19 protein-coding genes are annotated in these 26,293 nt (G+C 50.4%); 9 read left to right on the top strand and 10 right to left on the bottom strand.

The features are described 5' to 3' along the window. The 4 genes from VFS25_RS03890 to VFS25_RS03875 all read right to left on the bottom strand — a co-directional run. Window positions 1-1,058 (bottom strand): hypothetical protein (locus VFS25_RS03890; protein ID WP_326460805.1); only part of this gene is annotated, 1,058 nt, incomplete at its 3' end. 299 nt (window positions 1,059-1,357) lie between these two features. Continuing rightward, the gene (locus VFS25_RS03885; protein ID WP_326460804.1) at window positions 1,358-4,660 is read right to left on the bottom strand and encodes an RHS repeat domain-containing protein; all 3,303 of its coding nucleotides are present in this window, start codon (window positions 4,658-4,660) and stop codon (window positions 1,358-1,360) included. A gap of 489 nt (window positions 4,661-5,149) precedes the next feature. Next, a complete protein-coding gene (locus VFS25_RS03880; protein ID WP_326460803.1) occupies window positions 5,150-6,109 on the bottom strand; it encodes a HEAT repeat domain-containing protein in 960 nt (319 codons plus the stop codon). 508 nt (window positions 6,110-6,617) lie between these two features. Continuing rightward, window positions 6,618-7,520 (bottom strand): SDR family oxidoreductase, encoded by a 903-nt coding sequence (locus tag VFS25_RS03875; protein ID WP_326460802.1) that lies wholly within the window; start codon window positions 7,518-7,520, stop codon window positions 6,618-6,620. A gap of 711 nt (window positions 7,521-8,231) precedes the next feature. On the opposite strand from VFS25_RS03875, the gene VFS25_RS03870 reads away from it, so the two are divergent. From VFS25_RS03870 to VFS25_RS03855, 4 genes are read left to right on the top strand one after another with little or no spacing between them, the layout of a single operon-like run. Beyond that, complete coding sequence (locus VFS25_RS03870) at window positions 8,232-10,127, top strand: glycosyltransferase (protein ID WP_326460801.1); 1,896 nt, start codon at window positions 8,232-8,234, stop codon at window positions 10,125-10,127. Window positions 10,128-10,143: 16 nt separating this feature from the next. Then, window positions 10,144-10,707, top strand: coding sequence for an HAD family hydrolase (locus tag VFS25_RS03865; protein ID WP_326460800.1), 564 nt, complete (start codon window positions 10,144-10,146; stop codon window positions 10,705-10,707). Between the two features lie 12 nt (window positions 10,708-10,719). Next, window positions 10,720-12,192: a D-glycero-beta-D-manno-heptose 1-phosphate adenylyltransferase gene (rfaE2, locus tag VFS25_RS03860; protein WP_326460799.1), complete on the top strand. Its 1,473-nt coding sequence runs from the start codon at window positions 10,720-10,722 to the stop codon at window positions 12,190-12,192. Between the two features lie 7 nt (window positions 12,193-12,199). Then, a complete protein-coding gene (locus VFS25_RS03855; RefSeq protein ID WP_326460798.1) occupies window positions 12,200-13,342 on the top strand; it encodes a glycosyltransferase family 9 protein in 1,143 nt (380 codons plus the stop codon). Here VFS25_RS03855 and VFS25_RS03850 read toward each other — a convergent pair. From VFS25_RS03850 to VFS25_RS03840, 3 genes are read right to left on the bottom strand one after another with little or no spacing between them, the layout of a single operon-like run. Continuing rightward, window positions 13,286-14,290: a glycosyltransferase family 9 protein gene (locus tag VFS25_RS03850; protein ID WP_326460797.1), complete on the bottom strand. Its 1,005-nt coding sequence runs from the start codon at window positions 14,288-14,290 to the stop codon at window positions 13,286-13,288. The genes VFS25_RS03855 and VFS25_RS03850 overlap by 57 nt on opposite strands. Window positions 14,291-14,299: 9 nt before the next feature. After that, window positions 14,300-15,271 (bottom strand): glycosyltransferase family 2 protein, encoded by a 972-nt coding sequence (locus tag VFS25_RS03845; RefSeq protein WP_326460796.1) that lies wholly within the window; start codon window positions 15,269-15,271, stop codon window positions 14,300-14,302. A gap of 1 nt (window position 15,272) precedes the next feature. Further along, the gene (locus tag VFS25_RS03840) at window positions 15,273-16,991 is read right to left on the bottom strand and encodes a carbamoyltransferase family protein (RefSeq protein WP_326460795.1); all 1,719 of its coding nucleotides are present in this window, start codon (window positions 16,989-16,991) and stop codon (window positions 15,273-15,275) included. A 354-nt stretch (window positions 16,992-17,345) separates the two neighbouring features. Here VFS25_RS03840 and VFS25_RS03835 point away from each other — a divergent pair, with 354 nt between their 5' ends. From VFS25_RS03835 to VFS25_RS03815, 5 genes are all read left to right on the top strand, one after another. Further along, window positions 17,346-18,794 carry an MFS transporter gene (locus VFS25_RS03835; protein ID WP_326460794.1) on the top strand — a complete coding sequence of 483 codons (1,449 nt, stop codon included), beginning with the start codon at window positions 17,346-17,348 and terminating at the stop codon, window positions 18,792-18,794. 159 nt (window positions 18,795-18,953) lie between these two features. After that, window positions 18,954-19,319: a response regulator gene (locus VFS25_RS03830; RefSeq protein ID WP_326460793.1), complete on the top strand. Its 366-nt coding sequence runs from the start codon at window positions 18,954-18,956 to the stop codon at window positions 19,317-19,319. 222 nt (window positions 19,320-19,541) lie between these two features. Further along, on the top strand, window positions 19,542-20,075 hold the full coding sequence (locus VFS25_RS03825; protein WP_326460792.1) for a DUF4142 domain-containing protein: 534 nt from the start codon (window positions 19,542-19,544) through the stop codon (window positions 20,073-20,075). Window positions 20,076-20,116: 41 nt separating this feature from the next. Beyond that, window positions 20,117-20,731, top strand: coding sequence for a hypothetical protein (locus VFS25_RS03820; protein ID WP_326460791.1), 615 nt, complete (start codon window positions 20,117-20,119; stop codon window positions 20,729-20,731). 91 nt (window positions 20,732-20,822) lie between these two features. Then, complete coding sequence (locus VFS25_RS03815; RefSeq protein ID WP_326460790.1) at window positions 20,823-22,490, top strand: PAS domain S-box protein; 1,668 nt, start codon at window positions 20,823-20,825, stop codon at window positions 22,488-22,490. Here VFS25_RS03815 and VFS25_RS03810 read toward each other — a convergent pair. The 3 genes from VFS25_RS03810 to VFS25_RS03800 all read right to left on the bottom strand — a co-directional run bounded on the left by VFS25_RS03810 (window position 22,487) and on the right by VFS25_RS03800 (window position 26,258). Continuing rightward, window positions 22,487-22,900 (bottom strand): response regulator, encoded by a 414-nt coding sequence (locus VFS25_RS03810; protein ID WP_326460789.1) that lies wholly within the window; start codon window positions 22,898-22,900, stop codon window positions 22,487-22,489. The genes VFS25_RS03815 and VFS25_RS03810 overlap by 4 nt on opposite strands. 51 nt (window positions 22,901-22,951) lie before the next feature. Then, window positions 22,952-23,755, bottom strand: a complete 804-nt coding sequence (locus VFS25_RS03805) for an alpha/beta hydrolase (RefSeq protein WP_326460788.1) — start codon at window positions 23,753-23,755, stop codon at window positions 22,952-22,954. Between the two features lie 97 nt (window positions 23,756-23,852). Further along, window positions 23,853-26,258, bottom strand: coding sequence for an ATP-binding protein (locus tag VFS25_RS03800; RefSeq protein WP_326460787.1), 2,406 nt, complete (start codon window positions 26,256-26,258; stop codon window positions 23,853-23,855). Window positions 26,259-26,293: the final 35 nt, after the last annotated feature.

Genomic DNA, 26,293 nt, shown 5'->3' with positions numbered 1-26,293 from the left:
GAGCTTTGCCATTGATAGGTATAAGCCCCGTTACCACCACTACGTGCAGCGGTTATTGCTCCCGGGCTGGTATTATAGTTAATACTTTTTGCCGTAGGGCTTATGCTGGTGGTCAGCTGCGGATATACCGTTACAGTTGATACATTACTGGTAACAGATACGCCATTGCTGGTTGTGATAACGCGGTAATACACGGAAGCAACCAGGTTACCGGGGGTATAGGTTTGCGCTGTGGCGCCGTTGATATTGCTCCAGGTACTATTATTAGGAGAGCTTTGCCATTGATAGGTATAAGCCCCGTTACCACCACTACGTGCAGCGGTTATTGCTCCCGGGCTGGTATTATAGTTAATACTTTTTGCCGTAGGGCTTATGCTGGTGGTCAGCTGCGGATATACCGTTACAGTAGCTGTATTGGTTGAATAAACAGTAACCCCATTATTGGTAGCAGCCCTGCGGTAATGCGTTGTGGCCGTAAGACTGCCCGGCTGGTAATTTTGGGAGGTGGCGCCATTGATATTATTCCAGGTAGTACCATTTGATGAGCTTTGCCACTGGTAAGTATATGGCAAATAACTACAGCCGCCAGCGGCCACAGAGCAAACGATGCTCGCAGGAGTAGTATTGTAATTAATTGCCTGTGCAGTATTGGAGATAGTGCCGGCTGTTATTGTTGGTGTGGTTATTACAACCGTGGCAGTGCTGCTGGTTACCGTATAATCGAAAGAGGTAACCGCTACCCTGAAATATGTAGTGGCACTCAGGCCTGAGGGCGTATAAGTATTGCCAGTGGCGCCGCTGATATTATTCCAGGTGCTGCCGTTAGATGAGCTTTGCCACTGGTAGGTGTAAGTATTATCTCCACCGGAAGGTGTGCTGGCAGTAAGCGTTGCGCCGGTAGTACCGCAGTTAATGGTTTGGGATGCCGGGCTGATTGTTATATTATCTGCTAACGGTGGAACAATGGTAACATTAGTGGAAGCAAAGTTGCCGCACTTTTCCTCCACTATCACTGTTGTTTGCACAATAGTTGAATAACTGTTAAAGGTAATAGACATGTTATTATAACAGTTACAATTAGTAGGCGGCGGGTTACCCGGGCCTACAACTATAGACCCACAACTATTGTTAAGAGTTCCGGCACCGGATTTTATTCCCCAGCAAAAACCAGTGGAAGACTGCCAGCAGCTGGACATTGCATAGTAAGTAACCGTTGCTCCGCCTCGTACTTTTGTGGGTCCGGACATAGTTACCTGCCCGTTTGCAATATTTATGCATACAAACAATAGCAGGGATATAAACTGTATAACTTTTTGCATACAAGTAGCTTTATAATTATATATCGGAACCTAATTGCTTACAGCTCGATATAGTGATAATCGAATGTTTTAATGATGTGCTGGTCCTTGTCACGTATCAGCTTCAGGCGCCCGAACGAGTCATACTCGTAATAGGTAGTTTTGCCGGTAGGATCTGTTTCACTGGTCACGCCTACTAATGGCTTATAGGTATAGGTAATTACAAGCGCCTGGCCGGCCAGTGCCGTTCTGAGGTTATCCAGCTCAGCTTTCAGCTGCTGATCGCTTCCGGGGTGCTGCAACACCTCCGGATCTACCAGCGCCGCAGCAGCGGTATAGGTGGTTCCGACTATTTTTGCAACCGGGTACTGGTTATTATAGCCCCATAGGTATACTTCATTTACATCATTGGCTTTGGATTGTTCCGTTACATTGCCGCGGTCGTCATAGGCATGATATTCCAATGTGATGGGAGATGCTGTATTTCCGTAAGACACTTCCTTTTTAAAGGGCCGTACCAGGTTATCATTATTATTCCAGCTTTGGAGCATATTCTTTTCTGAGAATACCAGCTTATTGCTGTTGCCGGCATCCCAATAACGGTAGCTCTCCACTGGTTTGCTGATCATATTATTGGCCAGCATCCGGTTTAGAACGGGGTCACTCCCTGCAACATCTGCGGGGTATTTCATAAGCTGCCGTATGATTTTACCCTTGCTATCTGCACTGATAATTTCTACGGGATAGTAGTGAGATGTATTGTCATATGTGTATTCTTTCCTGGTTAAAATGCTATTTGCGGTGTTAGCCTGGTCATATACCCTGGTTTCTTCCGAAACCATTTTATTAATACCCGTAGCAATTGAGTATTCGTAATAGGCAAAATACTGTCTGCCGTCAATATACCCTACCGTACAACCAGTTGGGCCCGACCCTGATGTTTCACAGAATTTGCGTAAAACCACGGCATACTCCTTCTGGAAATCAAAGCGCTGGTAAGTATAATTTTTTTCCATAACCGGCGTATAGCCACCACCAGAATTTTTATAGGTAATTTCCTGCCTTAAATCTCCCTGGTACCAGGCATTATCCAGCGAGCCGTAATTACCCAGCGATCTGAACGTATGGGGAACAAAGTTGGCGCCCTTGTTAATGTTGTAGTAATATTCAGTTTTGCCGATGTTATTATCCGGCGTACCATTATACTTGGTTACCAGCCAATATAGAACAGGAGAGCCGTTATAGGTTATAGTAGTATTATCTGCAACACCCTGGTAGGTACGATAATAGGCACGTTCAACCTGGCAGGCAACAGCACCAGGATCATATTCTGTATGCTCTGACATGGCATCCACATAACTTTTAGCAAAATAATCATAGTCAAATATAGGCTCTCCCAACCCCTCCTCATTTTCGCCATAGGTATACCATTCCTGATTCAGCAGCTTGTTGTCGTAACCATAGTTTTTAATACTTTTTATCCTCAATCCTCCTCCGATCTTCTCAATATCCTGGAGGGTGTGCTCCGTCCACTCCACCCTTGCATCTACATAAACATCCGGCTCTCCGTAAACAATTATATCCAGCTCATAAGTATGCGTTGCCTGCATTGTAAATTCTTCATTTACATCCAGTGCTACTGAGTAATTGTCGTTATGCGTCCAGGTTTTTACATTCTCGCCGGCAGTTACGTCTTTCAGGATTACCTGTTGCGTTTCAGGGATCAAATGACCGCTCATAACTGTAGGTGAAAAATGGATGATCATCTTTGCATTGGCTACTACCGCATTGCTAAAGGTTGTAGTAGCTTCCTGTTTTGTGTCTAAATTAACACCTATTACTCTTGGCACACTGGCTGTATGCTTTATGTCTACAGGATAACCCTTTAGCCGATAGTGATGCGGCTCGAAATCGAATACACTATAGCCTCCGGTAGGATATGTTACCTTTTCGAGCATGGCAGCCTTCATGGCATCCGCATCCGGCTCACGGTCCGCATCGCCAAAATCCATTTCCACAGCACAGGTACCGGCATTTGCTCCATATGCGCCAAAGGATGCCCCTAGCTCGCCTCTTTCAAGGTGTGTATGTGGTATAAGGGTTGTATTACTCTTAGCATTATAAAACCCAAAGTAATCCTGGCTGGTAGAATTATAGGGCGGTAACGGCGTGCTGTTGTACTCAAATTTGTACTTCTTCTCAATATTGCCGGCTTCGTCGGTATAATTTAAGCCGTCCAGCTTCAGCCGGTAATAGTCGCGGCTATCATAAAAAGGATCTGTTTGGAAATAGCTTTGAAGAAAATTTACCTGCTTCACAAATTCGTAACTACCGTCTGACCTCTTGCTGTATTCCGTAATATGCTCCAGTTTGTAACCACCGCCGTCTTTGCGGAGGGTCAAAGGATCATTTCTCTCAAAAACCAGCTTGCCTTCTTTAAAAGTAATTTCATTCAGCTGCAACTCACCTGTACGGGAAGCGCTGGAGCTGGACTGTATAGTGTTTGATGAGCATCCGCCGCCCAATCCCTGCCCAACAGTATAGGAATAACCATTTACATAGCTGTCGATCCCGTTTATAGTATAAGTAAAGGAAATAGTGTCCCTGCGGGATGCAGATATCATGTATGTTAAATACCAGGAAGCAGTATGCACATCATTGAGCGGATGCGCTGTTTGAGGCATAGTAGTTTCCAGGTCCTTAAACTGGTAAATGGTGCCGTCATCATCCACAATCTCAAAAGTTATATCATCTATTGTATTCGGCTTTTCCGCGAAGCTGATCTTAATAGGAGCATAAGGTATTGTCATAAACTTCTTCTCCCTGGTATAAATAAACTTACCATTCTTACTTCCTGCTGTATACACAAACAGGTCCGGTTCAAGGTCATCATCCAGGTAATACCTGTTCAGCGCATCGTATGACATATCATTTGATAAATCAGTCCCTCTTGGAGGATGGTACCCGGCACTCATAAAACCATTGCCGCCTTCATCTTTCTTGCCGAAGATAGTTCTTGAGATTACCCCACCTGCATTTAAAGCCCATCCCAACCCTACCCAGCTGGCCATCTGGTTTACCTTAATGCCGGAGGCGTGGTATGAAAGGGTAACCGGTAAGCTAAGCTCTCCGGATTGTATTGTAAACAGGTTATAACTTATTTCAGGAGTACCGGTAACTGTTCCTACAGGATAGGTAGCATACTTACCCAATTCTGCCGCATTAGGCGAAGGCGGCGCATATTTTTCCAGCGCCACAGCTTGTTCCTGTGCAAAGCCGGTGCTTCCTGCAGCCAATAAAACGGCAGTCAAAAGGGCGGTAACCTTATGTTTACTGATCTGGTATAGGGTATGTGCACTCATTGGCTATCTGTTATTTTATCACTTATTATTCAGATCTATCTTTTAAAAATCATCCCGGTTTAAACGTATCTGTACCATGTACCCGCCCGGTTATACAATAGAAGCATGCTGCGCATGTACAGGGCACGGATATAATAATAAACAGCCTGTACCACGAAATGTGGTAAGTACGTATACGAACTAAACTCCGCGAGCAGCGTATCAATCAACGGTATACGCGTTTGCCGCATACTGCAGATTGTAAGCACAATAAAAATTCAAAGGTTGAAATCTACCGTAGGGTCATGGGTCAACCTGTACTCTTATGTTGTGATTTATCTTTTCATCATAGAAACGCGGTATAGGGTACAACTTAAATACCTTCTCTTAACATTCAGATACAAATATGAATAACTTTTTTCCAAAAAGAAAGCTTTGAATAAAAAATTTTCCCATGCCAAACGACACATTTCGTTTAGCCACAAACTAGACCTCCGCCATCACCCACTCCTATCCCAACTTCGCAATCAAACTTTCCAGCGCCTCTTTTACACTGGGTACATCTGTACAAATCCTGGGGTCCATAATGTTCCCGCCAAAATCATCCTCCTCTTCATTCGCATGCTTTACCAGCGCTTCCAACTGTGGCTTTATGCTTTGAGCATTCATTTCACCCAATGACCATACGCACATTACCTGCACAAATCCCCGACGGGTAGTATCGCCTATTACTTTCAGCAGCGCTTCCTTGCTGCCGGCAGTATTAAAAGCGGCCATGGCCCTTGCGGCAGATACCTGGTTGTGAAAATTTTTACTATCCTCCAGGAAGGGCAGTATTAAACTTTCCCCGGTGTTCAGCTTCAGGTGATGCACGCATTCCAGTGCCACATGCTGCAGAAAAAAAGTATGGATCTCATCTTCCCCAAAGCCTGCAGGCTTTTTGCTGAGCTGCTCCTTTACAAAGCTGCTGATGTATGCCTGGTCATAAGGTGCACCGTGATAGTTATTGAAGATGGCCGTCATGGTTTTTTCATAAACAGCTACCGGCGCCAGCGCCTGGTGATAAGAGTGCCGGAAGGTGGCGCGCACATTTCCATTCTCCGCATAGTCGTACCCGGTAGTAGGCGTGGCTATACAGTAATTACCTGCCTTATTTTGCTGAATGAAAAAGTAGCAGCTGTCTGTTGGCGTGGTATAAAACTCCGGCCCATGCCCTGCAGAAGTGCTGCAAAGATGCAAAAGGTAAAAACCGGTAATGGTAAGGTTATCTTTAAGCGGTTGGCCGCCCAATGTTTTAATGACCTGCAGGGTAATACCTCTTTGCTCGTCAGTGGCTACCACTTTAGCCAGCACAAATGAGGTGGCGTCTTTAATTACCTTATCAGCCCAGGGCTCATCCCAGGTAGTGGCATAGGAACGGCTTGTTGCAAACGTAATGGTTAACATTAACAGCAGCAGTATTTTTTTCATATTGTATAGGCATTAAATTCCGGCAATTGCACAGGTATCACGTTATCCAGGCGGATAGCCGTGTGTTATTGTCGCTAACAAACAAATTTAGCATAAATATTAATTAAAATCATAATTTATCTTTCCTGCTCCTGTTGCGCACAAGCAGAATTTTCATTTTAGCAAGGCCTGGTTAATCACAAACGGAAAAATTTCCTACCCGGGGTGTTCACATCTTTCCCCTACTTCCTTCCCCGGCTAACAAAAAAGATAATCAGCCCGATGATAATTGCTACTATTAATACGCCGGTCCACACACCGGCCTTAAATATGCCCCCTATTACTTCACAGCTGCTGAGTGTTACAGCCAATAGTACCATTATGCCATAATTAAACTGCTTCATGTATTTTGTTTTGGTGTAATAAGGGAAAAGCATAATCTGTGCCGTATTCAGATCAGGTTGCCGGCGCCATAAAACAGGCGGGCGCCCATGCGCCCGCCCCTGTACTATATGTTACTATCCCTGTTTTACCTGTAATCGCCATCGCGGCTGCCGGTTTGTTCCCATACAGTTTCCCGCTCTTTCCTGGAAGGCGTATGCGTGCTTTCAGTCCGGCCTTCTTCCTCATTACTGATCTCGTTAAGCTTGCGGGCATTGGCGGCTGCGCCGGTGGTGCCCAGCAGGTCAGACATGAACACATGCATTTTGGTTTTGGCCCCGGAAATAATTTTGCTTTCTCCTTTCATCAGCGCATCATAGCCGTCCCTGGCCACTTCTGCGGGAGAAGCCAGCTGGTTTTCGCGATAGGTGACCGTATCTTCCTGTTGTGCTTTGTGAAAGAAATCCGTATCTGTTGCGCCTGGCAGCAGCACGGTAACCGTAACGCCGGTATCTTTCAGCTCATTGGACAGCGCAGCGCTGAACGAAATCACAAACGCCTTGGTAGCGGCGTATACAGACAGCAGCGGCATAGGCGTAGTACCTGCCTCAGAGCCCAGCTGCAGTATTCGCCCTTCATTGCGCGTTACCATGTCCTTTACAAAATACTTGGTAAGTGACAGCAGGGAAATAATGTTCAGCTGTATAATATCAATGTCCCGTTCAAGGTCGGTTTCCAGGAAGGGGCCCCACTGGCCCTGCCCTGCGTCGTTCACCAATACGTTAACGGTTATACGCATCGCCTTTACATCGTCATACAGCTCTTTGGCGGCGGCCGGACGGAACAGGTCTTTTACCATAGGCGTAACCTCCACGGCATAGGCTGTTTTCAATTCATTGGTCACCTCCTGCAGCCGTTCCTTATTACGTGCTACCAGTATAAGATTGTAGCCGTCCTGTGCAAACAACCTGGCCAGCTCGTACCCGATACCGCTGGTAGCGCCGGTTATAAGCGCATACTGATTGCGGTTTTCGCTATTTAAAGTTTCCATATGCATTTATTTTCTTAATGGGTCGCAAAAACAAGGCCACGCGATCCTCTTAAACAAGCTGCTGTAGCGGGTTCTGTGTTAGCCTGCCGCTAACTGCACGCATGCCCTGTAAACGCGTACCGCCTTCTTTTTTGTTTTGCGCCATACCCCGCGCACCGTTGGCAAAAACCTCCGAACTCCGCTGTAACAGGGCATTAGCGGCTATGGACATTGCGTGGAACAATGTTCTCAACTGCGCCAATTTGTGGACATTCCACTTGTACATTTTTGATTGCAAACCATACCGCTATCTTATTTTTTTGCAATTATTTATCAGAAGCGCTTCCAATAAGCGTTTCAGCAGGTTTTGATCGGCCCGCAACAGCAGCATTCCCTACTGTTCCCAACTGTGCCGCAACCTGGCGTCCAGTTGCAGGTAAACGTTTGGTTTACTTCTTGAACGTTTGTTTTACAGGTATTCATCAAAACCAGTAAACAGAGCAGTATGCAAACACACGCTAAGCCGGCATTGAAAATAGGTAATTACATATACCGTATGCTGCCGCGTGCGTTTCAACAGCTGCCGCTTTACTGCAAACGGGTTACAACTTATTCATAAAGTAATTGCGCGCCAGGAGCAGGCGGTGTAAATGCCGCCCTGCATACAATGGCTGCCGCATAAAGGAGCGCAAAGCGCCGGAGCATTATCATTTAAACCTAATTGTCATGCATATGAAATCCAGGATTGCATTCATCAGTGAGCACGCCTCTCCCCTCTCCACCATTGGCGGTGTAGACGCCGGCGGACAAAACGTGTACGTGGGGGAACTGGCCAGGCAGCTGGCTAAAAAGGGATATGAAATAGACATCTTTACCCGGCGTGAGGACCCGCAGCTTCCACAATGCCTGCAATGGGCCAACGGGGTACGTATCGTACATGTAGATGCCGGTCCTGCCCAATGCATTCCCAAAGAGCAGCTGCTGCCGTATATGGGCGCCTTCCGCAATAACATGCTGCAGTTTATACAGCAGCATGGCATCCGTTATAAACTCATACACGCCAACTTTTTTATGTCGGCCCAGGTGGCTATGGAGCTGAAGCAGATACTGCATATCCCCTTTGTGGTAACCTTTCATGCGCTTGGACATATACGTCGCCTGCACCAGGGATCGCAGGACAAATTCCCTGCGGAAAGAATTGCAATTGAAGAAGCAGTCATACACCAGGCCGACTGCATTATCGCGGAGTGCCCGCAGGATAAGGAAGACCTGCTGCAGCATTATAAAGCGCCGGCCGATAAGATCACTATTATTCCCGGCGGCGTGAACCCCGATCAAATGTACCCGGTAGATAAACAGATAGCCCGTATGAAATTAAAGCTGTCGCCCAGGGAAACAGTGCTGCTGCAGCTGGGGCGCATGGTGCCGCGCAAAGGGGTAGACAATGTAATACAGGCCCTGCCCCTGCTGAAATACACCGGCGCCAAGGTACGCCTGATCATTGTAGGCGGTGAGGAGGAAGTATGCGGCCAGGGCTTTAACCCGGAAATAGCGCGGTTAAAACAGCTGGCAAAAGATCTGGGTGTGGCCGGCAGTGTTACCTTTACCGGTCAGCGCCCCCGCGATGAATTGCGGTATTATTATGCAGCCGCCGATCTTTTTATTACCACTCCCTGGTATGAGCCCTTTGGCATTACGCCGCTGGAAGCTATGGCCTGCGGCACGCCGGTAATAGGCGCGAATGTGGGCGGTATTAAATACAGCGTGCAGGACGGCAAAACCGGCCTGCTGGTGCCGCCGCAGCAGCCGGAAATACTGGCCGAAAAAATCAGCGGGCTGCTGCACAACAAACCGCTGCTGGAAGAAATGAGCGCTAACGCCATTAAACGGGTGCAGGCGCTTTTCACCTGGCAACGGGTAGCGCACCTGGTACATAATATGTATGAAAAGGTGATCACAAATCACAGCATTGCCGTAAACGGTACCATGCTGGAAGATTTTTCTATCATAGATAATGCATTTGAAAGCCTGTTAAACACGGTTACGGTGTGCAGGCAACAGCTGCGCGCTCCCCTGCAGGCCGCTGCCCGGCAATTATACCGCTGCCTGCTGCAGGGCAAAAAAATACTGGTGTGCGGTAACGGCGGCTCCGCTGCTCAAAGCCAGCATTTTGCCGCGGAGCTGGTAGGCCGTTTTGAAATACCGGAACGGGCCGCCATGCCGGCCATTGCGCTTACCGCCGATACTGCCGTGCTCACGGCCTGGGCAAATGATTACAGTTACGACCAGGTATTTGCCCGGCAGGTACAGGCGCTTGGCCGCAAGGGCGATGTGCTGTTGTGCCTGAGCACCAGCGGCCACTCGCCCAATGTGCTGCTGGCCATGGAAGCAGCGCAGCAGCAGCAGATGACCTGCATTGCACTGCTGGGCAAAGACGGCGGTCCTGCAGCGGATTATGCAGACATCAGCCTGATAGTGCCTTCCGGCAACACGGCGCGCATACAGGAAATGCACATGCACCTGCTGCATATGTTATGCACCCTGGTGGAACGCAGGTTTGAAGGTCAGCAGACCGCCACGTCCGCGCCTGAGCAAAAAAACGATACCCTGTCTATTATAAACGGATGAATATGAACAGATGAACATGAAAAAAGCAGTATTCCTGGATAAAGACGGCACACTGGTGGCAGACGTACCTTACAATGCGGATCCTGCAAAGGTGCAGTGGATGCCCGACGCCATGGACGCGTTACAACTGTTACGCGCACACGGGTATGCGCTGGTAGTAGTGTCCAACCAGTCCGGTATTGCCAGGGGTTATTTTGATGAGCAGCAGCTGCAGGCGCTGATTGCCGGTATGCAAAGCCGGCTGCAGTATAACGGGTTGCACCTGGATGGCTTTTATTATTGTCCCCACCATCCGGAAGGCGCAGTAGAAGATTACGCCATTGCCTGCCGTTGCCGCAAACCCCTGCCTGGCCTGCTGGAGCTGGCTGCCCGGGAGCTGCATATTTGCCTGCCCCAATCCTGGATGATAGGTGATATACTGAATGATGTAGAAGCGGGAAACCGCGCCGGCTGTCGCACGGTATTAATAGATAATGGCAATGAAACAGAGTGGATAATGGCAGATTACAGAACACCGGCTTACTATGCCCAAAGCCTGGCAGATGCCGCCGGTTATATTATTTCTTCACCTACTTCCTAAAACAAGCGTTGTATGTACACCCATATCACCAATCAATTTTCACACTTTAATATCCTGTGCATAGGCGACCTGATGGTTGATGTATACCTGCGCGGCGCCAGCACCCGGCTTTCACCCGAAGCGCCGGTGCCGGTAGTGAATGTTACCTCCACCACCGTATCACTCGGCGGCGGGGCCAACACCGCCGCCAACCTCAGCCACCTGGGCGCCCGGGTTACCTATTGCAGCGTAACCGGCGCCGATACAGACGGCGGGCGCGCCATTACCCTGCTGCAGCACGCAGGCGTGCAATGCAGGGTAATACAGCATAACAGCCGTAACACCATTGTTAAAACAAGGGTAATGGCCGGTTCCCAGATGCTCACGCGCTATGATGCAGGATCGGAGCACGCCATACTTCCGGAGGTGGAAAACGAATTTATTCAGCTGCTGCAGGAGCTGTACCCGCAATACGACGCAGTAGTAATTGCAGATTATGGCAAAGGGCTGCTTACGCCCGCTGTGCTGAATGCGCTGGTGCAGCTGCAGCAGGAGCATCCGCTGTGCGTGGCAGTTGACTCCAAGCGGCTGGAATATTTTATGCCCCTGCGCCCCACCCTGGTAAAACCCAACTACCGGGAAGCAGTCATGATGCTGCAGCTGGAAGAGCAGGCCACCAACCGTCACCAGCAGCTGGAAGACAAAGGCAGCAGCCTGTATGCCCAAACCGGCGCCGCTATTACCGCCTTAACGCTGGATGAAGCAGGCGCCCTGGTATTTGAGGGAGAAAAACCGGTGTACCGCGCTTTTGCAAGACCTATTCCCATGCCCAATGTTTCTGGTGCGGGAGATACTTACATCAGCGCCTTTACGCTGGCATGGCTGGCCGGCGCAGGCATACCCGCCTGTGCTGAAATAGCCGGCGCCGCAGCGGCAGTGGCTATTGGCAAGCAGGAAACAGCGCATTGCCTGCAGCATGAGCTGGAAGCATTCTTTTCTGTAAACGAAAAGTATGTTACCGACCTGCAGCAGCTGCGCCACATCTGCAACATCTATAAAGGCCAGGGCAAGAAAGTGGTGTTTACCAACGGCTGCTTTGACATTTTGCACAGCGGCCACGTAAGCTACCTTAACCGCGCCCGCGAGCTGGGCGATGTGCTGCTGGTAGGTATTAATACCGACGACAGCATACGCCGCCTGAAAGGCAGCACCCGGCCCGTAAACCAGCTGTATGACCGTATGCAGGTGCTGGCGGGGCTGGAAGCCGTACGCCATATTGTACCCTTTGGCAGCCTGGAAGATGATACCCCCGCCGCATTAATTGAAGTGATACAGCCGCATATTTTTGTTAAAGGCGGCGACTATACGAAAGAAACGCTGCCCGAAGCAGCGCTGGTAGAACAGTTTGGCGGCGAAGTGGTATTGCTGCCGCTGGTGCCCGACCGCTCTACCACACATATCATCAGGCGTATTAACACCACTCCTGCATTAAAAGTGGCGAAGTAAAAAAAGAATGACAATACAAAAAACTATATCCGCAGACTGGCAGCATTGTAAACGCATTTTATGCATACGGCTGGATAATATGGGCGATCTTTTAATGAGCGAGCCGGCCCTTCGCGCCCTGAAACAAAGCCTGGGCTGCCACCTTACATTGCTTACCTCCTCCATGGCGCAGCCGCTGGCGGCCAGCATTCCTGAAATTGACGACGTGCTGCTGTTTGATGCGCCCTGGGTGAAAACAAACACCGCAGCCGACAGCAGCGCCTTTAACAACCTGGTGCAGCAGCTTGCCAACGGTAAGTTTGACGGCGCCGTTGTTTTTACGGTGTACAGCCAAAACCCCATGCCGGCCATTATGCTGGCCTACCTGGCCCGTATTCCGCTGCGGCTGGCCTATTGCCGGGAAAACCCTTATGGGCTGCTTACACATTGGGTGCCAGAAAAAGAGCCTTATGCTTTTATACACCACCAGGTGCAGCGCGACCTTGACCTGGTGAAGAACATCGGAGCCGTAAGCATTAACAGCAAGCTGAATTTGCAGGTAAACGAAAGCTTATGGCCCGGCGTGCAGCAGCAGCTGCAGGCAGCCGGCGCCAACCCGCACCGCCCCTGGCTGCTGCTGCATGCCGGCGTAAGCGAGCGCAAAAGACAATATCCCGGGAAAGACTGGATAGCCATAGGCCACCGGCTGCGGGAAGCACTGCCCGGCCACCAGCTGGTTTTTACAGGGGTAGATGCAGAAAAGGAATGGGTGCAGGGCATTGTGAACGGCATAGGCCCCGGCGCATTTTCCGTGGTGGGGCAGCTAACACTCGAAGCCTTTATTACCCTTATCAGGCACAGCCTCCTGCTGCTGTCTGTAAACACCAGCGCCGCACATTTTGCGGCAGCTGTTGGCACGCCGGAAGTAATATTATACGCCAAAACCAATCCGCAACATACCCCCTGGCAGGCGCACAGCCGTGTGCTGTACTTTGATGTGCCTACCCTGCTGCAAAGCAATAATGAAGTGATACGCTTTGCCTGCCGCGAATTTGATAAACGGGAGCTGCCCGCGGCCACTGTTGAAAATGCCGTACAGGCCGTGCTGGAGCTGCTAGGAAAAACTGGCAAGCGGCGGAACGGTGAAGCGGTTACCACGTTCCTGCAGTAAGGAAAGCACCGCTGTTTTTACCTTTTGTATATCTTTTTGTTTAGTCCAGTCAATGGTGCGGTGCAATGTTGTGTCCAACGCTGCCCAGCGGTACGCCTCCCCGTCCATGCTGATAACAACGCTGGGTGTTTGCAGCGCATCTGCCATATGCGCTACGCCCGTGCAGTTGGAAAGCAGCAGCGCACAGTCTTTCAGCAATGCGCCCATGGCGCCCAGGTTGGTTTGCCCCGCAGTATTAAGGGCAGGGTAACGCATATGGCCGGCTACCGCATCCAGTATGGATGCTTCAGCCGCTGTACCGGTAAGCACCACCTGGTAACCCTGCTCCGCAATGCTGTCGGCCACCGCTGCAAATGCAGCCGGCGGCCATTGCCGCCATACGCCCCTTGATCCAGGGTGCACGCACACATAGGGCTGGCGCAGCGGCAGCCCCGCAGCAGCCAGGTCGTGATGGTCCTGCGCCGTTAAAGGAAACTCCAGGTATGTGCCCTGCCAGGGGATGCCCAGGTGTTGCATGAGCACCAGGTGGCGCATTACTTCCGGCACATCACCAGGGTACTCTATGTAATAATCGGGGTTGGGGCAATAATCGGCCTTACGCCAGAAACCCGCAGTATGGCGGGCGCCCATTAAGGCCACCATGGGGTTCACAATGGAACCGTTGCCCTGCATCTGTAACACCAGGTCAAATTCCTGCTGCTGCATGGCGGTAAAAAATTCCGGCAGACGGCTAACATCCACCTCCTGCTCCGGCAGGCCGGGAAAGCCGGGAAAATGAATGAACGCGTTAAAATACCGGTTAAACCGTTGCACCAGGTCCTTACCCCACGGAAGGCCCAGTAACGTGATATGCGCATCGGGGTGCGCGGCGCGCAGCGCGCGTACAGCAGGTATGGAGCACAACATATCCCCCAGCTGCAAGGCCCTGAAAATGCCTATTTTTTTCATTACGGCAGTTTAAATAAATAAAACCCTGTACCTGAAAGCGCCATACAGGTTCCAGTATACAGAGAGGAAAGGAATAAAAATGGAAGTGACCACCATCTCCAGTACGTGCGGCCAGGCACGGCTGGTATAGGTGAGCCGCTTTTTAATAAAGGCGCCCAGGAATATAAGCCATACCGGCAATGCTATAACCGTAAGCCAGGTGGCATGCGCCAGCAACCCGGCCAGGGCGGCTACCAGCGACACAATCATAATGTAATAGTTCCAGGGCGGCGACTGCCGTATTTTACGGCGGTACAGCTCGGGGTATTTTTTATACAGCAGCGCGTTGAACATGCTTTTACGCTGCTCGCGCAGGCTTATGCCCCAGTCTGCCGGCCGCACGGGATGTACTACTATTGCATTGTTCAGGTGAACAATAGGAATGTTGTTCAGCAGCAGCTTAAACTCCAGGTCACTGTCTTCCCGCCATGCCAGCTCAAAGCGCTCGTCAAAGCCGCCGGTTTTTTCCAGGGCCAGGCGGGTGCAGGCGCAGTTGGCGGTAATAAAATCCGCTTTCTCCAGCTGCGCGGTATTCCATTCATGATCTGTTGGCTTTTCCGGCGCCGGTACAATAACGCGGCCGGTAAAAGCAATATACGGCTGCGAGCAATACTGCTCCCAGATGTTGCGCAGCCAGTTTTCATCCGGCTGGCAATCATCGTCGGTAAAAGCAATAATGACGCCGCCGGCAGCCCGCCAGCCTGCATTACGGGCAGCGGCGGGGCCTTTTTTGGCGGGCAGCGGAATGTAGCGGATGTCCAGCAGGCCGGTATGTTTCCAGGACACTACCTGTTTTTTGGTAATGCTGTCAGGCCCGTCGCTTACTACGATCACCTCAAAATCATCCCGCTCAAAATGCTGCCTGGCCAGCGCTGTAATACACTGCATCAGCAGCTGCGGGCGGCGGTAGGTGGGAATAACTACAGAGATCTTTTTTTCCATACTACTTTTCAATTAAAAATGAACCTATTACCAGCGCATCAAAAGGGGAAGACCAGAAAGCTTCCAGCGCATCGCGGGGGGTGCATACAATCGGTTTGCCCAGGGTATTGAAAGAGGTATTAATGAGCACCGGCACGCCGGTTTTTTCCTTAAAGGCTTTCAGCAGGTCGTAATAACGCGGATGCTGCTGCCGGTTAATGGTTTGTATACGGGCCGTGCCATCCACATGGGTTACCGCGGGTATCTTGTCTTTTTTATCGTCCTTTACCCTGTACACAAACAGCATAAAAGGAGAATAACCTGCCTGCTCAAACCATTCGCCGGCGTCTTCTTCCATTACTACCGGCGCCACCGGGCGGAAATCTTCCCGGTCCTTTACTTCGTTCAGGCGCGCCTGCATATTGGCATGTATGGGAGAAGCCAGTATGGAGCGGCTGCCCAGCGCGCGCGGGCCAAACTCCATGCGGCCCTGGTACCAGCCAATGATCTTGTCCTGCGCCAGCAGGGCGGCTGTTGCTGCGGCTACGTTTTCCAGCCGGCGGTAAGGCGTTTTTGTCCAGTCCAGGAAGGCTTTAATTTCATCATCGTTATACGCTGGTCCCCAGTAGGCATGCTCCATTACAAAAGAGCGGGCGGATGTTTTGCGCTCCTGCGCATCTATCCACATGGCGGCGCCCAGTGAAGTGCCTGCATCGCCGGCAGCGGGCTGCACCCATATGTTACGGAAAATACCGGCATCGCGCAGGGTGGCGTTCAGCACACAGTTCAGCGCCACGCCGCCTGCAAAGCACAGGTTTTCCTGTCCGGTAGCGGTTTTCAGCGACTGCGCCAGGTCCAGCACAGCTTCCTGCAGCACGGCCTGCAGCGAGTGGGCAATGTTAAAATGATGCGCGGTAAATTCCTCATGGCGTTTTCTGGCAGGGCCAAAGCGTTCCGTGAGCCGCTCATTGTCAATAGTAAAATCACCGTTGCCATGCATGTGTATCATTTCCCGGAAATCCTTTACAAATACCGGTTTGCCGTACGAAGCCAGCGCCATTACCTTATACTCGTCCGACGAGCGGAGAAAGCCCAGGTAACCCGTTACTTCTTCATACAACAGTCCCAGCGAGTGCGGCATATTCACCTGTGAAATACGCTCCAGGTTGTTGCCGGTGCCTATGTTAAAGGTAGTGGTAGCTTTTTCGCCGCGGCCGTCAACCGTTAGCACGGCTGCTTCCAGGAAAGGAGATGGCAGAAAAGCGCTGGCTGCGTGCGCCAGGTGATGCTCCACAAAATGCCATTGTTCCGGTTTTACGGCAGCGCCGGCAAAGCGCTGCTGCAGGTGATGCGGATAACCGTCTACCAGCTGCCGGGGCGCATTTACAATATAGCTCAGGAACAGCGGGTCCCAGGGCGACATCCACTTTTCAGGCATCTTTTGCCGGGAAGGCTCCAGCGGAATACTGATGTTGCTGCGGTCTTTTGCCTGCTCGCCCAGCAGGATGAAAGGATCAAAAGAATAAGCAACATGATCTATATCGGAAAGATGTATGCCGGCTGTTTTCAGGCAATAGTCAATAGCATGAAACGGCAGCTCGTACGTAGAAAAAGGAACCGGCCGTTTCCCGTGCTTGATGTGCGTAAACCGCTCGTCTTCCGCGGCAGCCAGCAGCTGCCCGTCTTTCATAAGACACGCTGATGAGTCGTGAAATGCGGCGTTAATACCCAAAGTGTACATGTGTAATAGTTAAGTGGTAATGAAATAGGTTAAAGCAGCTATGCCTAAGCTCGTAACAGTGTTTCACACAAACTGTTCCAGAAGTGCATGCCAATACCCGGCAGCAGGCGCATAATCACCAAATCCTTTACCCGCAAGCATTACAGAGCAGCTACAACTAAAGTTACCGGGTACATCATTGTTTTTTACCGCTAAAACCGGTTAATTTTGTGTGGCATTTTTTAGTCAACAGTAAGACCGGCACAGCGATACAACAGGATAACCGTAATTGCATTAATACTACAACATTAACAGACCACAACATTATGTATCAGCATGTTTTTGCATGCCTTCAAAAAATAACCGTATACACCTATGAAATTACTTCCCTCTGAGCGCCTGTCGGAGGCAGAAGTGCAGGAGGGCCTGCAGTTCTCCATCCGCGACGGCATGGCGGCTGAAACAATGATTGTATTAACCGGCGGCGCTTTCTTAACCTCCCTTGCGCTGAAACTGGGCGCTTCCAATTTCCAGATAGGGGTGCTGGCGGCTTTGCCAACCTTCACCAACATTTTTCAGCTGCTATCGCTATGGCTGCTGCAGCGGTACCGCAACCGCCGGGTGATTGCAGTGGCGGGCTCGTTCCTGGCCCGTTTTCCGCTGCTGATGATAGGCACGCTGCCCCTGCTGTTTTCCGGCGGCGCCAGCCTGTATGCGCTCATCAGCTTTTTGTGCTTTCACTACTTCTTTGGCTCGCTGGTAGGCACCAGCTGGAACTCATGGATGAAAGACCTGGTGCCTGAGCGGATGCTCGGCTCCTTTTTCTCGCGCCGCACGCGGCTTTGCCAAACGCTGAATGTTACGCTTAGCCTTACTTCGGCGCTGGTGGTTGACTATATTAAATCGCACCACCCGCAGCAGGAGATCATTGCCTATACCACTATGTTTATGCTGGCTGGTGTGGCCGGCATGGTGGGCGTGTGGATGCTGTCGCGCGTGCCGGAGCCGCGTATGCAGGTAGTGAATAAAAACGTGTTCAGCCAGCTGCGGCAGCCTTTACGCGACCGCAATTTCCGTAACATGCTGCTGTTTAACGCAAGCTGGATATTTGCCCTGAACCTGGCCACGCCTTTCTTTAACGTGTATATGATAAAAGCCCTGCAGCTGCCTTTGTCCGGCATTATTGCACTGGGGCTGCTTTCACAGGTGAGCAGCATTTTCTCTGTACGCATGTGGGGACGGTATATTGACCGGTACAGCAATAAGAACGTGCTGTACATTTGTGCGCCCATATACACCTTTTGCCTGCTGGCATGGGCGCTTACGGCGCTGGTGTCGTCACTGGCGGGCATTACAGCGCTGCTTATATTTATTAATATCGGCAGCGGCATATCTACCGCGGGCATTAACCTTTCATTGAACAATATTGGCATTAAGCTGGCGGCCAAAGAGCAGGGTATGGTGTACCTCACGGCCAAAAGCATGATCATTGCCGCTGCTTCCGCCACTGCGCCGCTGCTGGGCGGCCTGCTGGCCGACTCATTCTCGGCCTGGCAGCATACCCTTACCGGGCCATTGCCGCACCTGCATACCTATACCTGGAACATCTTTTTCCTTATAAGCGCCGTATTTGCCATGCTGGCCATCAAGCTGCTGCGGAGAGTAAAAGAAAACGGTGAAGTGGATAAAACCGTTATTAACCTGCGCATGATGGCCGACTTCCGCTATCACCTGCGGGAAGCGCCCTCCCGGCAAATGCTTCGCCGGATCATTTATTTACCTGAAAAGCGTAAAAGCGCAGGCCACCGTAAAAAAAGCGCCTGACAGTAACATATACAGGCGCCAGTTATTGAAGACGCCGGTGTTTTTTTAGGATCATACTGCACCTTAAATTTGTAGCACAAGTTTGGTTTTGCAGAGAAGCCACAAAACACTGTTTTACAAACAGCCGCCCTGGCTGTTGTGAATGTTTAAAACATTCTTATGTCTAAAATACTGGTGCTTGATGATAACCGGGATGTCCTGGAAGCCGTTACCTTTATTCTTGGGAAGCGGAGAAAAATGGACGTTGTTACGCTGAATGATCCCTCCCTGCTGCATTTATTCCTGAAGGAACATAAGCCCGATGTGCTGCTGATGGATGTGTGCCTGGGCGACTATGACGGCATGGACCTTTGCCGGCAGATAAAAAAGCGGAGGCAGGAAAAGCAAAAAACAGCCATCGTGCTTTTTACCGCTAAAACCTGCACCGACGCCGCTATTACCGCCTCACTGGCAGATGCCTTCATAGAAAAACCTTTTCATATAAACCAGTTGTACACGGTTGTAGAAAAATTTCTGCCGCAATAATGCCTGCCGGCTGCTACCGCCTTCTTTGCCGCCCATGTTTATTCCCCAACTGTTGTAAGCCATCCCCACTTTGTATAGCTGCAAAAGCCCACGCCGTGGAGCCTGCCGGCTATTTCCCCTTATCTGGCGCGCTGCGGGCCTCCTGCAGCGGGTTATCATGATCGGAATATTCTTTGTATTACCAATAACGCCTTTATTGTTTTTCATTTAAAAACCGATCTTATGAAAAAGGTAACAGGATTTTTTGCCTTGTGTACAGCCTGCATACTGCTGTCATGGACAGATATTCCTTTTATTTCAGGCCACCAGGCACAGGCAGACAGGGCTTTTGTGATGAAAGCAGCCCGGGGCAACCTGGCGGAGATAGCTGCCGGTAAAATAGCGGCATCAAAAGCCGCATCTCCCGATGTAAGGGACTTTGGGCAGATGATGGTAGCTGACCATACCCTGGCGTTGAAAAAGCTGGACTCTATTGTGCGCAAAAATAACGGCGCGGCCCTGCCCACTGAACCGGACGCCAAACACCAGAAAAAGGCGCAGGAGTTGGAAGCGCTGAGCGATAAACAGTTTGATGCCGCTTACATTGATGCGCAGATAAAAGACCATAAAGAAACCATTGCCCTGTTTGAGAAAGAGTCATCCGGCGGACAGGACCCTGCATTAAAATCATACGCCATTGAAACCTTGCCACAGCTGCGTACGCACCTGATGCGCATACAGGCCATCGCATCCGCATCCGGAACCGCTGGCCAGTAACAGCCTTGTGCATACAATTATATTACTACAAACAATCGCATATGAAAAAGATGATGAGCCTGCTGCTGGGGCTGTACCTGTTAGGTGCCTGCGGCACCCCTGTGCACATTGAAAAAAGCTGGCGCGATCCTGACGTGAGTGTAGATGTATCAAAGCTGAACAAAGTACTGGTAGTGGCGCTGTTAAAGTCCGAAGCGTACCGCCGGTCAACCGAAGACCGGCTGGTAGCTATGCTGGGCGGCAAGGCAGTGCCTTCTTATAACTACCTCACAAAAGATATTACCAAAGAAGACGAAGCTTCGCTGCGCGAAAAGTTTAAAGACGAAGGCTTTGATGGTATTGTGATAATGCGGCTGGCAGATGTGCAAAAAGACAAGCAGTACGTAAGGGACGGCGCTTACCCCTACCCCTTTTACTACCGGCGTTTCTGGGGTTACTACTGGAATGCATGGAACGCGTTCTATGATCCGGGCTATTATAAAACCACCAAAACCTACACGGTAGAAACCAATGTATATTCCCTGAAAAGGGATAAGCTGATCTGGAGCAGCACCACCACTTCGGTAGATCCCTCCAATGTAGATAAGCTGATGGACGCTACGGCCCAGGTGGTGTATAAGGAAATGAAAAAGCAGGGATTTATTTCAGGCGTATAATAAGCGAAGCGCCTGCACTATGGATTAGTAAAAGGATATTTAACTATTTTAACTTAAATTAAGCTTGATTAAACCACACCGTCTTGAAGTTATGGAGATAACGCCATTAAATGGCCCTGTTCACGATGATGCATTTTCCGGGGAGTTGAAATATATAGCGGGGGAAAATGCAGCCTATTACCAGCAATTGATACAAACACTGCCGGTAGCTGTGTACAGCACGGATGTACATGGATATATTACGTCGTATAACCCCGCAGCAGTAACGCTATGGGGGCGCAGGCCCGAACCGGGGAAAGACCGGTGGACCGGCTTTCAAAAGCTTTATTTTGCAGACGGCGCCTTTTTGCCCGCGGAAAACAGCCCGCTGGCATTAACGCTGAAGGAAGGCCATGCGGTAACGCTGGACCTGTTGATGGCTGAGCAGCCGGATGGTAAAAAAAGATATATAAAAATGCATCCGAGGCCTGTTTTTGACAGTACCGGCAACCTGTCCGGCGCCATTAACGTGCTGATAGATTTTACGGATGTATTAAGATCCGAACAGGAGCTGAAAGAAAATGAAAGAAAGCTGCGGATGACGACGGAAGCGCAGGCCGCAGAGATCAGGCGGTGGAACGATGAGCTGCGGAAAGCAGAGGAACGCCACCACAAGCTGATTGAGGAAGTAGAAGATTATGCCATACTACTGCTGAACCGGGAAGGTATTATACAAAACTGGAATAAAGGCGCGGAAAAAATAAAAGGATATAAGGAGCATGAAATTGTAGGCCGGCACTTCAGGATATTTTACCAGCCGGAAGACCAGCAGAAACGCGTGCCCGAAAGCCTGATTGAGCAGGCGGCCAAAACCGGCAAAGCCCTGCATGAAGGCTGGCGGGTAAGAAAAGACGGCACCCGGTTCTGGGGAAGCATTGTTATAACTGCTTTGCACGACGCTGATAACAATATAATCGGCTTTTCCAAAGTTACCCGCGACCTTACGGAGCGTAAAAATGCGGAAGATGAAACCAGGCGCCATGCCCAGCTGCTGGAAGCGCAGAACAGCGAGCTGCGGCACTTTACCTATGCAGCGGCCCATGATATAAAAGAACCGTTAAGAAAAGTGCTGTTTTACACTACCACGGTACTGGATAATGATACGCTGCAGCTGCCGGAAAAAGAACGGAATTACCTGAAACGCGCTGCAGACGCTTCCAGGCGTATGCAGCGGCTCATTGAAGACCTGCTCACCTATACTAAAAGCACATTAGACGGCGCCATATTTGAACCCGTAGACCTGAATACCATACTGGATGAGGTTAAAACCCTTCACCAGGAAACCATTGACCAAACACAGGCTGTACTGGAAATAAAACCCCTGCCGCATATATGGGGCATTCCTTTCCAGGTGCGCCAGCTGTTTGATAATGTGGTGGGCAATGCGCTTAAATACCACCACAGCAGCCGCAGGCCGCACATACAGGTAAGCTGTGAAACAGCGCGGGCCGTTGCCGCAGATGCTGTAAGCCAGGCCTCACAGCTGTTTCATAAAATATCAATACAGGATAACGGGATAGGATTTGAGCCGGAGCATGCGGAAAAGATATTTGAGATGTTTGAGCGGCTGCATAACCGTGACAGCTACCCGGGTACAGGAATTGGCCTTTCCCTATGCAAAAAGATCGTGCAAAACCACAAAGGCACCATATATGCCAGCGGCAAAACAGGTGAAGGCGCCCGCTTTGATATTTACCTGCCGGCCGAGAACGGGTATTAACCTGCCTGGTTGTTTTTTATGGCTATCAGCTTATTTACCAGCTCTTTCAGCTCCTGCTGCCCCGAAGGCTTTATGAAATAGGCCATTGCGCCTTTTTCCAGGCACTCTTTCATGTGCTCCGGCTGGCGGGAGGTGCTCCATACCACTTTGGGAATAGTGGCGTAATGCGGGTCGTGACCAATATTGTCCAGCACTTCTGCGGCGGTTAAGAACGGCATTTTATAATCCAATATCACCAGGCCTGGCAGCTCCTGCGGGGCACATGCCTCCAGGTGCCGGATCAGCTGCGGCCCGTTTATAACGGTTTTGATCACTAATTGATCGTCATGCGCCAAAATTGCTTCTGTCAATATCTCCTGGTCCTCCAGGTCATCATCTGCCAGCAGGATATATTTTTCTCTTTCGGCCATACTTATGTTTAAATCTATAATTGCAGGGCTGTAAATATAAAACTACCCGCGTTACCACAAGGTTTTTAATTGTTTCAGCATCAGCAGAAAACCGGGTCCGGGCATATCTCCATGCGCAAAACCGTCAAATTCATACAGGTAGGTGCGCTTGTGGCCGGCCAGCTTCATCATGCGCGCCAGGTAAGCGTTTTCCTCATAACGGCCCAGCATTTCCTGCTCGCGGTCGCCGGTGTAAAGGTACATGGGCGGCGCATCGGCCCGTACATGGTATAAAGGCGCATAAGTATCTATAATCACCTGCGTATCGCCAAGCCCGCGCTCCTTACGCACCGTAAAATGGGTGATGGCCTGCCCGCTAAAGGGAAACAGGGCCGCTATGCGGTTTGCATCAATATTATATTTCGCCAGCCATTGCTTGTCGAGCCCCACCATTTCCGTGAGGTAAGCGCCGGCAGAGTGGCCTGATACAATAATCTTTGACGGGTTGCCCCCGTATTCCTTTGCGTGGTTAAACGCCCAGGCTACGGCTGCCGCCGCATCCTCAATATAGGCCGGGCAGGTTACCTTTGGGCTTAAACGGTAGTTTACAGCTATGATAATCATATGCTGCTTTTTCAGCGCAGCAGGTATCTCCTTACTGCCGCCGGTTAATCCCCCGCCGTGGAACCACACAATAACCGGTACATTGGCATGCCGTGCGGGATAGTAAATATCCAGGCGGCAGCGTGTTTTCATATAATCGGTCTGCTCGCCGCTACGGTAGGGAATATCCTGCTGTTCCAGGTAAGTAGTAGTGTCCTGCGCAAGTACAGGCATTGCAAAACAAAGCAGCAGCAGTAAGATCCGATATTGCATAATTTAAGAAATTTACCGGTAAAGAAAGCAAAAAAATCTGTTACATCCTCTTTTACGTATAAGGATGACAGGTAGCCACGCATTCCCGCCTGAAAATTCAGGATGGCAAAGATAAGGATGTTGCCACTTCTTCAATAACAGATTGCAGCTGCGCCACCAACTGGCTGAATTCAGGCGTGGCGCGGCCTTCTTTGGCCAGTACCTCTATACGCCGCACCGCGTAATACAATGAATGAATGTCCATATTATCCAGGGTGGGTTTTATACGGTGGGCAAGGAAGGCAATGGCAGGGAAATCGTTATTGCTGTAGGCAGCGGCAATTTGCGCTGCGGCGGGCGGAATTTGCTCCAGGAAAAGCCCGACCATTTTGTCCAGGAAATGTTTATCGCCGCCGCACATTTTTTCCAGCTTTTGCAGGCTATACAACCTACCGGGTATGGCTGGTGTTTTTTCCGTTTTCACCCAGTGCGCAATGGTATTTATAAGCAGCTCTTCTTCAAAGGGTTTGGATATGTAATCGTTCATGCCGGCGTTAATACACCGTTCATTTTCTCCTTTAATGGCGTTGGCGGTAAGCGCAATAACCGGCACCTGTTTGCTGATATGCCTGCGGATATAGGCGGTGGCCTCCAACCCGTCCATCACCGGCATCTGCATGTCCATTAACACCACGTCGAAAGAGGCGGCGGCCAGGGCTTCCACGGCTTCCTTTCCATTGTTTACGGCTGTTACCTGTAAACCGTATTTACGCAGGATAATGGATGCTATCAGCTGGTTAATATCATTATCCTCTACCAGCAGCACCCGGCAGTTGCGCAGTATGGAGGTATTGGCGGTGAGCTTTTCCCTGCGGGGTATATCCTTTTCGGCGCCGGTGGCAAAAGGCACGCGAAAGGTAACGGTGGTGCCTGCATTCACCTGGCTTTTTACCTCAATGTAGCCGCCCATCATCTCTACCAGCTGCTTGCAGATAGACATGCCCAGTCCTGTACCGCCGTATTTGCGGGCAGTGGTTTTATCGTTCTGTGTAAAGTTCTCAAAAATGGTTTGCAGGAACGTGGGCTCCATACCAATACCGGTATCGGTTACGGAAAGCATTACCTCTACACGCGCAGGACGGGTGGGGCGCACCTGGCAGGTAATGGTAACGCCGCCTTTTTCCGTGAACTTAATGGAATTGCTTACCAGGTTCAGTAAAACCTGCTTCAGGCGAAAGGGGTCGCCCAATAATACCAGCGAGGGGTCGGCCTCCACTTGCATGGAAAGGGCCAGCCCTTTTTCCTCTGCGCGTATCATCATTACCTGCAGCACCTGCCCTACTACTTCGTGCAGCCGGAAACCGATGCATTCCAGCTGCAGCATGCCGGCCTCTATCTTGGAAATATCCAGTATATCATTAATGATCACCAGCAGGTGCTCAGATGCCTTGTTAATGGTGCCCAGGAAAAAAGCCTGCTCCGCATTCAGGCTGGTTTCGCCCAGCTGACGGCTCATACCTAAAATGGCGCTGATGGGGGTACGTATCTCATGGCTCATATTAGCCAGGAAGTTTTCCTTGGCGCGGGCCGATTCTTCCGCGGCCTGCCGGGCGGCTGTAAGCTCCAGCTCCGCCTGTTTACGGCTGGTAATGTCACTGTACTTCCAGAGATGGCCTTCATATTGGCCGTCGATAAATAAGGGGGTATAGGTACGCTCCAGCACCTTGCCGTCTATTGTTTGCAGCTCCTCTCTTGCCTGGGCTTCGCGTTTATCAACAATTTCCCGCACCCTTTGCAGAAAGCCCTCCTGGTCACGGAACAGGAACCTGGCCCGTTGGGTATATTCCACGCAGTTCATGCCTGCCAGCGCTTCCGGCGGAAGCGGTATGGCAAACAGGTTACAGAACTGCTGGTTGGCCAGCACAATTTTCCCGTTGCCGTCTTCCACCAGCACCCCGGCATTCAGGCTGGCCAGCAGCCCGGATAAGCGGTTGGCGGTAGCGCGCAGCGCCGCCTGCGCTTTTTTCAGTGTATCTATATCCGTTATGGCGCCTACTATTTTTATTACCCGGCCATCGGCTCCCCTTTCTATAACGCCGCCGCGGTTCAAAATCCATCTAACGGTACCGTCTGCACTGTGTATACGGTATTCTATAGAATGCTTGCTGATGGCGCCCTGCTTATACTTCCGGAATATATCTATTGCAATGGGCAGGTCTTCCTCATAAATAACGTCCCACCACTCATCATGCTGGTCAACATACTCCAGGCGGTCCAGCTTCAGGATCGACTTATCAACCTGGGCAAATACCATCCTGCGTTTATCAAAATCATATTCCCATATATTGTCCTCAATGGTTTGCAGGGCCAGGCGCATGCGCTGCTCCGCGGTATGGTCCCTTTCATAGGCTTCATACGAATTATTTACCGCCTGCAGAAAGCGCAGCAGGTGCGGCTGCCCGGTAAGATCTATCCCCGGCAGGTACTTTTTTAACTGTTTTTCCAGCAGTTTGTTAAACCCCATAGTTATTACATCTGAATTTCACATGGCATAGCAAT

Source organism: Chitinophaga sp., assembly GCF_035761305.1.
Lineage (GTDB): Bacteria > Bacteroidota > Bacteroidia > Chitinophagales > Chitinophagaceae > Chitinophaga.
This window is presented reverse-complemented; position numbering and strand designations above follow the sequence as displayed.